General features: G+C 67.5%; 12 protein-coding genes and 2 tRNA genes. 8 read left to right on the top strand and 6 right to left on the bottom strand.

Going from position 1 to position 11800, the window contains the following annotated elements; translation table 11 throughout:
• The first annotated feature begins 64 nt into the window (after positions 1-64).
• The 4 genes from pstS (at position 65) to pstB (ending at position 4148) form a co-directional block, all read left to right on the top strand.
• Positions 65-1168 carry a phosphate ABC transporter substrate-binding protein PstS gene (gene pstS / locus WFH23_RS00850; RefSeq protein ID WP_090146941.1) on the top strand — a complete coding sequence of 368 codons (1104 nt, stop codon included), beginning with the start codon at positions 65-67 and terminating at the stop codon, positions 1166-1168.
• A gap of 100 nt (positions 1169-1268) precedes the next feature.
• Positions 1269-2207, top strand: a complete 939-nt coding sequence (gene pstC / locus WFH23_RS00845; protein ID WP_090146939.1) for a phosphate ABC transporter permease subunit PstC — start codon at positions 1269-1271, stop codon at positions 2205-2207.
• Entirely contained in the window at positions 2207-3328 is a 1122-nt protein-coding gene (gene pstA, locus WFH23_RS00840) for a phosphate ABC transporter permease PstA (RefSeq protein ID WP_090146937.1), read from the top strand. The genes pstC and pstA overlap by 1 nt, the downstream gene beginning before the upstream one ends.
• 40 nt (positions 3329-3368) lie before the next feature.
• Positions 3369-4148 (top strand): phosphate ABC transporter ATP-binding protein PstB, encoded by a 780-nt coding sequence (gene pstB, locus WFH23_RS00835; protein ID WP_200329926.1) that lies wholly within the window; start codon positions 3369-3371, stop codon positions 4146-4148.
• A 72-nt stretch (positions 4149-4220) separates the two neighbouring features.
• On the opposite strand, the gene WFH23_RS00830 is transcribed toward pstB, so the two are convergent.
• Both WFH23_RS00830 and WFH23_RS00825 read right to left on the bottom strand, forming a co-directional pair.
• A complete protein-coding gene (locus WFH23_RS00830; RefSeq protein ID WP_336661281.1) occupies positions 4221-4670 on the bottom strand; it encodes an acyl-CoA thioesterase in 450 nt (149 codons plus the stop codon).
• 390 nt (positions 4671-5060) lie between these two features.
• Positions 5061-5690 carry a hypothetical protein gene (locus WFH23_RS00825; RefSeq protein ID WP_336661280.1) on the bottom strand — a complete coding sequence of 210 codons (630 nt, stop codon included), beginning with the start codon at positions 5688-5690 and terminating at the stop codon, positions 5061-5063.
• Positions 5691-5935: 245 nt separating this feature from the next.
• Here WFH23_RS00825 and WFH23_RS00820 point away from each other — a divergent pair, with 245 nt between their 5' ends.
• Positions 5936-6121, top strand: coding sequence for a CsbD family protein (locus tag WFH23_RS00820; protein WP_090146928.1), 186 nt, complete (start codon positions 5936-5938; stop codon positions 6119-6121).
• Positions 6122-6223: 102 nt separating this feature from the next.
• On the opposite strand, the gene WFH23_RS00815 is transcribed toward WFH23_RS00820, so the two are convergent.
• A tRNA-Lys gene (locus WFH23_RS00815) sits at positions 6224-6298 on the bottom strand.
• Positions 6299-6383: 85 nt separating this feature from the next.
• Positions 6384-7010, bottom strand: a complete 627-nt coding sequence (locus WFH23_RS00810; protein WP_090147449.1) for a LysE family transporter — start codon at positions 7008-7010, stop codon at positions 6384-6386.
• Positions 7011-7084: 74 nt separating this feature from the next.
• On the opposite strand from WFH23_RS00810, the gene WFH23_RS00805 reads away from it, so the two are divergent.
• Positions 7085-7157 (top strand) — tRNA-Ala (locus WFH23_RS00805).
• Positions 7158-7262: 105 nt separating this feature from the next.
• Here the strand turns inward: WFH23_RS00805 and WFH23_RS00800 are convergent.
• Entirely contained in the window at positions 7263-7898 is a 636-nt protein-coding gene (locus WFH23_RS00800; RefSeq protein ID WP_090146925.1) for a TetR/AcrR family transcriptional regulator, read from the bottom strand.
• An 88-nt stretch (positions 7899-7986) separates the two neighbouring features.
• Here WFH23_RS00800 and WFH23_RS00795 point away from each other — a divergent pair, with 88 nt between their 5' ends.
• Together WFH23_RS00795 and WFH23_RS00790 are read left to right on the top strand one after the other, a co-directional pair.
• Complete coding sequence (locus WFH23_RS00795) at positions 7987-9432, top strand: purine-cytosine permease family protein (protein WP_336661279.1); 1446 nt, start codon at positions 7987-7989, stop codon at positions 9430-9432.
• Positions 9429-10604 carry a serine hydrolase domain-containing protein gene (locus WFH23_RS00790; RefSeq protein WP_336661278.1) on the top strand — a complete coding sequence of 392 codons (1176 nt, stop codon included), beginning with the start codon at positions 9429-9431 and terminating at the stop codon, positions 10602-10604. Before WFH23_RS00795 ends, WFH23_RS00790 begins: the two co-directional genes overlap by 4 nt.
• Positions 10605-10679: 75 nt before the next feature.
• Here WFH23_RS00790 and WFH23_RS00785 read toward each other — a convergent pair whose 3' ends face one another.
• Positions 10680-11729 carry a hypothetical protein gene (locus WFH23_RS00785; RefSeq protein WP_200329935.1) on the bottom strand — a complete coding sequence of 350 codons (1050 nt, stop codon included), beginning with the start codon at positions 11727-11729 and terminating at the stop codon, positions 10680-10682.
• Positions 11730-11800: the final 71 nt, after the last annotated feature.

Raw genomic sequence — 11800 nt, 5'->3', positions numbered from 1 at the left:
GCGTGGTGCTGTGGTCGTTTGAGGCCATCACCTCACATCCGTTTCCAGATTGGATCAATCTCAAGTGAAGCTCTCCGCATTCGCCAAGATCGCCGCTATCGGCGGTATTGCTGCACTCACGCTGACCTCCTGTGCCGCCAACGAAGGCGGCAGCGCCTCCGGAAGCGATGACTCGGCTGCAACCTCGAGCCTCTCCGGCGAACTCGTCGGCGCCGGCGCCTCGTCGCAGGGCTCGGCCCAGGAAGTCTGGGTCGCCGGCTTCCAGACCGCGAACCCCGACGTCACGGTGAACTACGAGCCCTCCGGCTCGGGCGCCGGCCGCGAGACCTTCCAGCAGGGCGCGAGCGCCTTCGCGGGCTCCGACCGTGCGTTCAAGGCCGAAGAGATCTCGGCGGGCCCCTTCGACGGTTGCGCCACCGGCGACATCGTCGAGTTCCCCGCCTACATCTCCCCGATCGCAGTGATCTTCAACGTCGAGGGCGTCGATTCGCTGAAGCTCGACGCACCGACCGTTGCGAAGATCTTCTCCGGCGCCATCACCAGCTGGAACGACCCGGCCATCGCCGACCAGAACCCCGACGTCGAGCTGCCCGAGGGCAACATCACTGCCGTGCACCGCTCCGACGACTCCGGCACCACGGGCAACTTCACCGAGTACCTCGCGGCAGCAGCGGCCGATGACTGGACCGCCGGTTCCATCGAGACCTGGCCGACCGAGTTCGGCGGCGAAGGCGCGCAGGGCACCTCGGGCGTCGTCAGCGCGGTGAAGAACGGCAGCGGCACCATCGGTTACGCCGACGCTTCGCAGGCCGGCGACCTCGGCACCGTCGACATCAAGGTCGGCGAGGATTACGTGCCGTACTCCCCCGAGGCCGCCGCAGCCATCGTCGACGCTTCGTCGCTCGAGGAGGGCCGCACCGAAGGCGACCTCGCCATCACGCTCGATCGCACCTCGACCGAGGACGGCGTCTACCCGATCGTGCTCGTCAGCTACCTCATCGGGTGCGCCGAGTACGAGGATGCGGCGAACGCCGAGCTCGTGAAGTCGTACTTCAGCTACATCGTGAGCGAAGAAGGCCAGTCGGCGGCTCAGGAATCGGCCGGCAACGCGCCGATCTCCGAAGATCTCCGCGGCCAGGTGCAGACCGCGATCGACTCGATCAGCTGATCTTCGAGGTGGGAGGGGCGCGGACGTGTCGCGCCCCTCCCACCTCCGATCGCCGCCAGGTGATCCCCCCAGCAGTTCCCTCCCAGACCTCGGAGACTCAGTGACCGTCACTTCCGCCCCCGCCAAGCCGGTGCTCAGCATCGGCGACCGCGTCTTCTCGCGCTCCGCGGTCTTCGCGGGCAGCATGATCCTCGTCACCCTCGCTGCCGTCGCGATCTTCCTCATCGTGCAGAGCGTCCCCGCCTTCGTCGCCACCGATGAAAGCGCGTCGCTGCTCACCAGCAACTTCTGGTCGTACGTCGGTCCGCTCGTCTTCGGTACGGTCTGGGCCGCTGCTCTCGCCCTCCTGATCGCGCTCCCGCTGGCGATCGGCATCGCCCTCTTCATCTCCCACTACGCGCCTCGCCAGCTCGCGCAGGTGCTCGGCTACATCGTGGATCTGCTCGCGGCAGTGCCGAGCGTCGTATTCGGCCTGTGGGGCATCGGCGTGCTCGCGCCCGCGGCACGCCCGATCTTCGAGTGGCTCAACACGTACCTCGGGTGGATCCCGTTCTTCAGCGGCACGGTCAGCGGCACCGGTCGCACCATCCTGACGGCCGCGCTCGTGCTCGCCGTGATGATCCTCCCGATCATGACGGCGATCTGCCGCGAGATCTTCCTGCAGGCGCCCGTGCTGCACGAGGAGGCCGCGCTGGCGCTCGGCGCGACCCGCTGGGAGATGATCCGCATGGCGGTGCTCCCCTTCGGTCGCCCCGGCATCATCTCTGCCGCCATGCTCGGCCTCGGGCGAGCGCTCGGTGAGACGATGGCCGTAGCGATGGTGCTCTCGGCCACCGGTCTCGTCTCGTTCCGGCTGCTCACCTCCGAGAACCCCTCGACGATCGCGGCGAACATCGCCCTCTCGTTCCCGGAGGCCTACGGGGAGAACATCAACGTGCTCATCGCCACCGGCCTCATCCTGTTCATCGTCACCTTCCTGGTGAACGCGCTCGCTCGCTGGATCGTGAGCCGCCGCGCCGAGTTCTCGGCGGCCAACTGATGCTCCAGCAGACCGAACCGAAACAAGAGGGGACCACTTCCGTGGCCATCACCGTCCGCCCCGTCCGCGCAGGTTCTTCGCTCGCCGGCAACCGGTTGTCCCGTTCGACGCCGTGGTTCGTGCTCGTCGGCTGCCTCGCCGCAGCGTTCGCGCTCTTCGGCCTTCTCGCCGCGTCTTCCGGCAGCGAGTTCTCGATCGTGGGCGCGGTGCTCATCGGTGCGATCGCCTACGTGCTCGTGATCACGATCATGTCGGCCGCCGTCGAGGGCAGTCGCCAGGCCATGGACCGCTTCATCACGGCCATCGTCTCCGGAGCGTTCCTGCTCGCCATGGTGCCGCTGGTCTCGGTCGCGATCACCGTGGTCTCGAACGGCCTCGCACGCTTCGACGCCGAGTTCTTCAACTCCTCCATGCGCAACGTCACGGGCGAGGGCGGCGGTGCGCTCCACGCCATGATCGGCACGCTGCTGATCACGCTCGCGGCCTCGGTCATCTCGGTGCCGCTCGGCCTCATGACGTCGATCTACCTCGTCGAGTACGGACGCGGGCGGGTGGCGAAGACCATCACCTTCCTCGTCGACGTCATGACGGGCATCCCCTCGATCGTCGCCGGCCTGTTCGCCTACGCGGTCTTCGCGCTCTTCCTCGGCCCCGGCGTGCGCATGGGCATCGTCGGCGCGGTGGCCCTCTCAGTGCTGATGATCCCGGTCGTCGTCCGTTCGAGCGAGGAGATGCTCCGCCTCGTTCCCAATGAGCTGCGAGAAGCCTCGTACGCCCTGGGGGTGCCGAAGTGGCGCACCATCACCAAGGTCGTCCTGCCCACCTCCATCGCGGGCATCACCACCGGCATCATGCTCTCCATCGCTCGCGTCATCGGCGAGACGGCGCCGCTGCTCATCACCGCCGGGTTCACCGCCTCGATGAACTACGACCTCTTCTCGGACCGCATGCAGTCGCTGCCCGTGTACGTGTACACGCAGTTCATGAACCAGGGCAACCCGGCCGAAGCCTTCATCGACCGCGCCTGGGCCGCAGCGCTCGCGCTGATCCTCATCGTCATGGCGCTCAACCTGCTCGGCCGTCTCATCGCCCGCTGGTTCGCCCCTAAGACCGGCCGCTGAGCCGCTCCCCTTTCCGCTGACTCCGAACGAAAGAATCACCATGTCGAAGCGCATCGAGGTCAAAGACCTCAACGTCTACTACTCGAAGTTCCTGGCGGTCGAGGATGTCTCGATCAACATCGAACCCCGCAGCGTCACCGCGTTTATCGGCCCCTCGGGTTGCGGCAAGTCGACCTTCCTGCGCACGCTCAACCGCATGCACGAGGTCATCCCAGGCGCGCGCGTCGAAGGCGAAGTCCTGCTCGACGGAGAGGACCTCTACGGCACCGGCGTCGACCCCGTGCTCGTGCGTCGCCAGGTGGGCATGGTGTTCCAGCGCCCCAATCCCTTCCCCACCATGTCGATCCGCGACAACGTGCTCGCTGGTGTGCGCCTCAACGACCGCCGCATGTCGAAGAGCGACTCCGATGCGCTCGTCGAGAAGTCGCTGGTCGGCGCGAACCTCTGGAACGAGGTGAAGGATCGCCTCGACAAGCCGGGCTCAGGGCTCTCGGGCGGGCAGCAGCAGCGACTCTGCATCGCACGCGCCATCGCCGTCGAACCCGAGGTGCTCCTCATGGACGAGCCCTGCTCGGCGCTCGACCCGATCTCGACCCTCGCCATCGAGGATCTCATCGATCAGCTCAAGCAGGAGTACACGATCGTCATCGTGACCCACAACATGCAGCAGGCCTCCCGCGTCTCCGACCGCACCGCGTTCTTCAACATCGCGGGCACGGGCAAGCCGGGCAAGCTCATCGAGTACGACGACACCTCGACGATCTTCTCCACGCCGTCCGTCCAGGCGACCGAGGATTACGTCTCGGGCCGTTTCGGGTAACTCGCCCGCGGGGCAGCAGCCCCGGTGCGCGCCGGTGTTCGGCGCGCACCGGGGCTGCTGCGTTGACCGGGGTCAGTCCTCGTCGCGGTTCGGCATCCCGTCGGCGTGAGGCATGCGGTCGCGATCGTAGGTGATCTCCGTGTACCCGTGCGGCACCGGCACCCCTTCTGGGCCGATGTTGACGAACACGATGCGCTCGATCGACAGGATCGTCTTGCGCGTGATCATATTTCGCACCACGGCGCGCATCGTGAGCGAGGTCCTGCCGAATTCGGTCGCGACCAGTCCCATCTCGATGAGGTCGCCCTCGCGCGCCGACGCCTCGAAGTTGATCTCCGAGATCAGCTTCGTCACGACGTGCGGGTTGCCGAGCTGAATGATGGCGTAGATCGCCGCCTCTTCATCGATCCAACGCAGCAGGCTCCCCCCGAAGAGCGAACCGTTCGCGTTCATGTCTTCCGGCCGCACCCACTTGCGCGTGGAGAAGTTGATGCCGTCTGCGTGCGCGTACTGAGATCTCATGCACCCGAGCTTAGAACGCGCGCATTTCGAGCAGGAGAACAGCGATGTTTCGGGATCGAGAACGCGAGCGCTTCAGACCGCCCTCGCCAGGGCATGAAAAGACCGAGCCGCAGAAACGCCTCTCGGCGGAAGGCCGCTCGAAGCGGCGAAAATTGGAGCCCGGGGTTACTGCGGCCCGGCACGAACCAGTTTAGCGCAGCGTGCGCTCCGCGCGAGGGCGTGCCGTTTGCGCTGGGCGAACGCGCTGCTGCTCGCCCTGGGCGCGCCGCGGTGCTCCCTTCGCGCGCGAACACGAGGATTCACACCGAGAGCAATCCCATCGTCGGCGAATGCTCCCTCGTGCTCGCGCGTTTCACTCGTGCCCGCGAGTACCTCTCGACACCCACACCGTTACGAGAGCGTGCCGTCGCGCCAGCGCCTTGCACCGGCGTGGAGGTCGCTCGCGAACGTCGAGTAGCGCAGCGAACGGGTCGTGAGCTCCGAGGCGTGCGCGTCGTCGTGCACATCGCGCGTATCGGCGAGATCGGCGGCGCCGAGCGACATGATGCGGCAGTAGCTCGACGAGCGTTCGAGAGCGCCGCCCAGGTCTCCGGCGAAGACACCGCGGAGGATGGTGTCGCAGAGTCCGGCGATCGACTCCGGGGTCACCGGCTCGACTGCACCAGCGACCACCGGATCGATCGTCGCCGTGGCTGCCGCGCCGCGGCGGAAGAGGTCAGCTGATCCCTCGGGATCAGCGTCGACGACGCGGCGCAGCAGGTACAGCCGCCACAGCACACCCGCCAGCGAGTGCGAGCTCTCGCCCGCCCACAGTTCGGCGATGTCATCGAGCCCGGTCCCCGAAGCGAGCCCGACGACTCGCTCGACGACATCGGGGTCGGCGACGCTGCGCACACGGTCGAGCAGCGCCCACGAGGTCTCCTGGGCGAGCCGGCGAGCCGCCTCCGGTTCGTCGGACCCGATGATCCAATCGAAGGTGAAACTCGGCTGCAACACAGGGCGCTGGTGATCGCGTGACATCGGCCTCTTTCACGGTTCAATCGGGACGGGAAGCGCGCGAGCGCATCGCGGACTTCGCGAGTCTACGCCGCTTCGCGCACCACGATGCACAGCCCTCGCTCGACCCCGGGGAGTACCATTGAGGTCTCGCGATGATCCACACTTCACGGTGGAAGTGCAACCCCCTGGGCGCCGCCCGGGCGAGATGGCAATGTGGTGGATGTTCCCGATACAGGGAATGCGCCCCATCATCGAAGGAGGACTGCATGAGTGCATCTGACAAGATTTCCGCAGCAGGAGACAAGCTGAAGGGCAACGCCAAGGAGGCCGCTGGCCGGGCAACCGGAGACGACAGCAAGGTCGCCGAGGGCAAGCTCGATCAGGCCAAGGGCGATATGAAGCAGGCCGGCGCGAACGCGAAGGATTCTGCGAAGGACGTCTTCGACAAGTAGTCGAAGCGGACGAGAACGGCCCTGCACTTCTTCGGGAGTGCAGGGCCGTTCTGCGTGCTCCGGCCGAGACGGTCGCGGACGCGCGTCGAGCACTCTTGCACGTGGTGCCCCCAGTAGGGATCGAACCTACGACCTGCGGATTAAAAGTCCGTAGCTCTACCGCTGAGCTATAGGGGCCAACCCGAATAGCTTAGCGGATTCGAGGCGGCCGGCTCGTCTCGGCGCGACGAGCTTCGCGCACGCCGGGAGCGCACGCGTTCCGTCAGTGGATGAAGACGAGGAGTGCGGCGACGGCGACGAAGAGGCTGCCGAACACCGCGTTGAGCACCCGCTGGCCCCGAGCGGTCGCGGTGTAGCGGCGAAAGGGCCGGGCCGCCACCGCGAAGAAGCCCCACATCACGATCACGTCGACGCCGACGGCGGTCGCGACGAGGATCAGGTACTGCGGCATGATCGGTGCGTCCGTGTTGATGAACTGCGGGATGAAGGCCAAGAAGAACACGATCGCTTTGGGATTCAGCAGATTCACCCAGAATCCCCGGCGCAGCATCGCCATCCGCGTCGTCGCTTTCCGCGCCCCCTCCGAGTCGGCGGCTGGAGGCTGGGGCTTCGTGAAGATGAGGCGGAGACCGAGGTACACGAGGTAGGCAGCGCCCGCGTAACGAATCGCGTTGAAGAGTGCTGGGGTGCTGGCGACGAGCACCCCGACCCCGGCGGCGACGATGACGATGTGCACGAGCAGCGCGAGCTCTTGCCCGAGCACTCCCCAGATCGACCGGCGCCATCCGACCGCGAGTGAGTTCGACATCGTGTTGATCGCTCCGGCCCCGGGAGTGATGCAGATGACGACGGTGGCCGCCAGCAGGGAGAGCCAGATCGCGAGAGACACGAGCACAGTGTAACGGCGCGCGGGCGCGCGATTTTCACCAGGCCCCGCTCCCCTGCTAGAATCGATCGCTGTCAGGGTCTGTGGCGCAGTTGGTAGCGCGTCTCGTTCGCAATGAGAAGGTCAGGGGTTCGATTCCCCTCAGATCCACCGGTCAGAGTCTCGGTTTCCTCGTGGAGCCGAGACTCTTCTGCGCGTCGCGAGATCGAGCTCAGGACTCAGCTCGGACGGAGCCCGAGCGCAGCGTCCGGCCCGTTACTCGGCCGCTTCCACGTGCACGCGGAGGACGTCGGGCGCGAGGCCGATGGCCCAGGCGGCCACATCGGTGACGAAGTGGTCGAAGGCGGGATGCGCGAAGTCGCCGAGGTCGTTCGCGTAGGCGCCGACGCCATCGATCGCGATGAAGATGCGGATGCAGGCGACGAGGGGGTCGGGGCACGTGAATTCCTCAGCGGCGACACCGGCCTGCAGGATCGCGACGAGCTCATCCCGATCGAGTCGCTCCTGCTCGGCGACGGCTCTGGCCAGCTCGGGGCGGAAGCGCGAGAGGTTGCGGGCGTTGAGCCAGAAACGGGCGAGGTCGATGGCGTCGCCGCTCTCGACGCGTCGGATCATCGTCGCGAGGCGTCGGGTCGGCGCACCCTCCGACGCGAAGAGCGTTGTGCGCTCGATCGATATCGCTCGCTCGAACGCCGCAATCACGAGTGCCTCGGACGACGAGAAGTAGTGGTGCACGAGGCTCGGCTGCACGCCCAGCGGCTCGGCGACCGCGCGGAGCGTCACCGATTCGAGGCCGTGGGCGATCGCGATCTCCGCGGCTCGGTCGAGAATCTGCTGACGTCGTTCGGTCGGCGCTTTACGGGTCCTCGTTGCGCGCGCGGGTGACACCATGCCTCGGAGTCTACGAGATGCGTGCCCCACGCGCTATTGAAGTGTGCTTCAATAGTGGCCGAACGCCATCTATCGAAAGAGGATTTCAATGCCGAAATCGCCCCCGACACCACCGTCATCGCTGCCGCAGCAGCTCGACCGCGCCTCCCGCCCTGAGACTCGCGGCATCGACCTCGTGCCGCACACCGAGCGACACGGACGGGCGCGCGACCTCTTCACGGTGTGGGCGGCCCCCAACATCAGCGTCCTCAACTTCACGATCGGCGCAACGCTCACGCTCGTGCTGGGACTCGAGATCTGGCAGGCGCTGCTCGTCATCGTCGCAGCGCAACTGCTCTGGGTGCTCCCAGGAATCGTCGCGATCAGCGGGCCCGCCGCCGGCACCTCCGGGTCCGTCGTGCAGCGGGCGATCTACGGGATCCGCGGCAACAAGGCGGTCATCGCGATCTACGGCTGGTTCATCTCGGGAGTATTCCTCGCCCTCAACTGGGTCGCCTCCTCGTTCATGGGCGCGGAGCTCCTCATGCGCTGGGGGTTCCCAGACCACCTCGCCGCCCTGATCCTCGTCTCCATCGCGGTCTCGGCCTGCACCGTGCTCATCGCGGTGTTCGGCCACGGACTGATCCTCCGCTCCTACACCTGGGTGACGATCGGCCTCCTGCTCGTGTTCGTCATCGTGACCGCCTGCATCCTGCCGCGGGTCCACTTCGGATACGCGCAGCCGGAGCCGCTGACGGGCCTGGCCCTCTGGTCGAGCATCACGATCGGCTTCGCGATCCTCGCCTCCACACCGCTCTCGTACTCGAACAGCGCCGACCTCGCGCGCTACCTGCCGGCCACCACGAGCCCCAAGCGCATCATCGCCGCGACGGCGCTCGGCGGCGCCCTGCCGAGCGCCGTCTTCGTTTCGGTGGGCGCGCTGCTCGGCACCACAGTCTCCCCGGACGGGGCTTCGGAAGGAATCGAGTACGTGCTCTTCGAGTTGCTGCCCGGTTGGCTGGGACCGGTCTTCGTACTCGGCGTCATCGTGAACACCGTCGCGCTGAACGGGATGACCACCTACACGGCCAGCATGGCGTTCCAATCCATCGGCGTGCCGATCCGGCGCATCCCCTCCGCGATCCTCATCGGAGCGCTCGGGACCGGGCTCACAATCGTGCTCGTGCTGTCGACCACCCTGCTCGGTGCCGTGAACCTCATGCTCCAGTTCCTCATCGTCATCTCCGCCCCGACCATGGCGGTGTACGTCGCCGACATCGTGCTGCGGCAGGGCCGCTACGACGGCCTGATGCTCTTCGACGAACGCCCCGGCGGGCCGTTCTGGTATCGCGGCGGATTCGGCATGCCCGGGCTCCTGGCGGTGGTCTCGGGCGGCACAGCGGCGGCACTCTGCATCTCGACTGACGTGTGGACTGGGCCGATAGCGGTGGCGCTCGGATACCTCGACCTGTCGGTACCGGCCGGCATGCTCGTGTCGGCCGCGCTCTACTGGGTGTTCGCCGGTCGCTCGATCAAGCGGGGAGCGAACGCGTGAGCGGGGACGACGCCGAGTGCCGCCGCACCGTCGACCCGTGCGAAGCGCGGCCGACGCTCGACACGTGGCAGGATGCACCGCATCAGCCCTGGTCATTCGCGCACCTGTCCGAGCTCCTGCCGACCGCTCCCGTATCCCGCATCGCCGAGCGCCGGCCTGAGCACGGACGGGGGCAGGGGCTCGAAGCGCTGGAAGCGCTCGTGCCGGGCCTGCGCGCACGGCTCGATGCGACGCACACCGACGCGTTCCTCGTACTCCGAGGCGCTGAGGCGACCGCCGAATACGCCCGTTCCGGGCACTCGGTCGACGCCCCGCACCTGCTCATGAGTGTTTCGAAGTCGCTGTGCAGCACCGTCGTCGGCGCGCTCGTGGGCGAAGGGCGCATCGACACCGCGGCGCCGGTCACCGCGTATGTGCCCGAGCTCTGCGGTTCGGTGTTCGACGGGCCCAGCGTGCAGCAGCTGCTCGACATGGAGATATCGATCGACTACTCCGAGAACTACCTCGACCCACGGTCAGAGGTGCAGACGCACGATCGCGCTTCAGGGTGGCGCAGCAGGCAGCCGAACGACCCGGCGCACGACCGCGCCTTCCTGAGGACACTGCGAGGGCTCGGCGCCGTCGGCGAGTTCCAGTACTGCTCAGCATCGACGGATGTACTCGCATGGATCGTCGAGCGGGCGAGCGGGCTGAGGTATCCGCAGGCCCTCTCCCAGTATCTCTGGGCGAAGATCGGGGCGGATCGCGATGCGTCGATCACCGTCGACGCGACGGGCTTCGGATACGCCAATGCCGGCGTCTCGTGCACCGCGCGCGACCTCGCCCGCGTGGGTCGCATGATCCTCGACCGCGGTCTCGCTCCAGGAGGCCGCGTTGTTCCAGGCGAGTGGACGGACGCGCTGCTCGCCGGCGGATCGGCGACGGCGATGGCACCGAGTGGATGGACGGCGGCGTTTCCCGGCGGCAGCTACACCCGGCAGTGGTGGTGCACCGGAAACTCCCGCGGCAACATCGCCGCGATCGGGATCCACGGCCAGCACCTCTGGCTCGATCCGACGAGCGACAGCGTCATCGTGAAGCTCTCGTCGTGGCCCAGGCCCGACGACGATGCTGCGCATGCTGAGCAGACGCGCTTGCTCATGGACGTGTGCGAAGCGCTCGACGCGACCTGAACGAACGGGGAGTCGACCAGAGTTCTGAGCTCGGGGCAGGTTGCCGACTGACCACTGAGCGAGCCGACGGGCGTCTCAACCGGCGTTGCGGCGACGGCGAAGCACGGCGTCGAGATCGGGCATGCCGGTGGCAGTATCGCCCACCACGCCCATGTTGCGGAGTCGCTGGCTCGCCTCCTGCTGCTGGGCGCGCAGTTCGCGCTGCCTGGCCTGCTCCCGCAGGCGCGCGTCCTCAGCGGCCTGCGCCTGCTGGCGCGCCTGCTCTTCAGCCGCAGCCGACGCCGCAGCTGCACGAGGGTCGACCGGCGTCTCTGCGGCCTGAGCGAGCTGCTTGCGCACTTCGCGCAGCAGCATCGAATCCGTCTGGTTCTCCTGCGGCGCGGGGCGCTCCGCACGAGCGCGGGCCCGAGCACGGGCGAGTTCGATGCGCTCCGCGGCCGCGCGCTGAGCTTCCGCATGCGCCGTCGCAGCGGCCGCCGCATGCGCGGGGTCCGGCGCCTCGACGAGTTGCGGCGCGGATTCCACCACTGCGGTCGCGATCGCCGTGGTCACCTGCTCGGCGGGAACCGCCTGCACCCGTGCTCGACCGGGAGCGAGAAGCACGAGCGCACCGCTCGAAGCGGCGAAGAGTGCGGCCGAACCGATCAGCATCGAGGGCCCGCTTCCACCGATCGCGAAGCCGGCGCCGACGAGCAGCCCGATGAGCCCGAGCAGGGCCCCGAGAGCGGCGGTCGCGCGCACGCGCCGCGCCACCGGTTTCCGCAGCTTCGCCGCACGTTCGGCTGCCGCCTGCTTGCGCTGCATCTGTCGGGCTCGAATCTCTGCACGCACCTGTTCTGCCTCCGCTTCTGCCAGAGCGGCTCGTCGCTCGGCATCTTGACGCTTCTGCGCGCTTCGCAGCATGCGTTCATGCGCGAGCGCCTCCCGCGCTGTGGCCTCGAGACGCACCTCTTGCGGCACCTCAGAGGTCTCCGCCAGCAGGCGAAGGGTGCGCTGGAGCCTCAGCGCATTCTTCTCGGCCGCGCGGAACTCGCGCCGTCGTGCCCAGTTGGGAACCAGCACGGCACCCCACAGGAGCGCGGCGATCACGAAGATCACGCCTCCGCCCAGTACGCCGCCAGTCATGGGGATCACTGTACGGCGTCCGCGCGAGGCGCTGTCATCGGCGCGCCGCGATGCTGCGATGCCACCGCGAA

This window comes from Leucobacter sp. USHLN154 (assembly GCF_037145595.1).
Lineage (GTDB): Bacteria > Actinomycetota > Actinomycetes > Actinomycetales > Microbacteriaceae > Leucobacter > Leucobacter alluvii.
Note: the sequence above shows the minus strand (reverse complement) of the source record. Positions and strands in the feature narration are given on the sequence as shown.

What these genes read in the sequence shown, in the direction of transcription:
- WFH23_RS00830 (WP_336661281.1), bottom strand. Translation starts at nt 4,670, where the DNA reads ATGAGATCTCAGTACGCGCACGCAGACGGCATCAACTTCTCCACGCGC.
- WFH23_RS00825 (WP_336661280.1), bottom strand. Translation starts at nt 5,690, where the DNA reads ATGTCACGCGATCACCAGCGCCCTGTGTTGCAGCCGAGTTTCACCTTC.
- WFH23_RS00800 (WP_090146925.1), bottom strand. Translation starts at nt 7,898, where the DNA reads ATGGTGTCACCCGCGCGCGCAACGAGGACCCGTAAAGCGCCGACCGAA.
- pstA (WP_090146937.1), top strand. Translation starts at nt 2,207, where the DNA reads ATGCTCCAGCAGACCGAACCGAAACAAGAGGGGACCACTTCCGTGGCC.
- WFH23_RS00795 (WP_336661279.1), top strand. Translation starts at nt 7,987, where the DNA reads ATGCCGAAATCGCCCCCGACACCACCGTCATCGCTGCCGCAGCAGCTC.
- pstB (WP_200329926.1), top strand. Translation starts at nt 3,369, where the DNA reads ATGTCGAAGCGCATCGAGGTCAAAGACCTCAACGTCTACTACTCGAAG.
- WFH23_RS00820 (WP_090146928.1), top strand. Translation starts at nt 5,936, where the DNA reads ATGAGTGCATCTGACAAGATTTCCGCAGCAGGAGACAAGCTGAAGGGC.
- WFH23_RS00785 (WP_200329935.1), bottom strand. Translation starts at nt 11,729, where the DNA reads ATGACTGGCGGCGTACTGGGCGGAGGCGTGATCTTCGTGATCGCCGCG.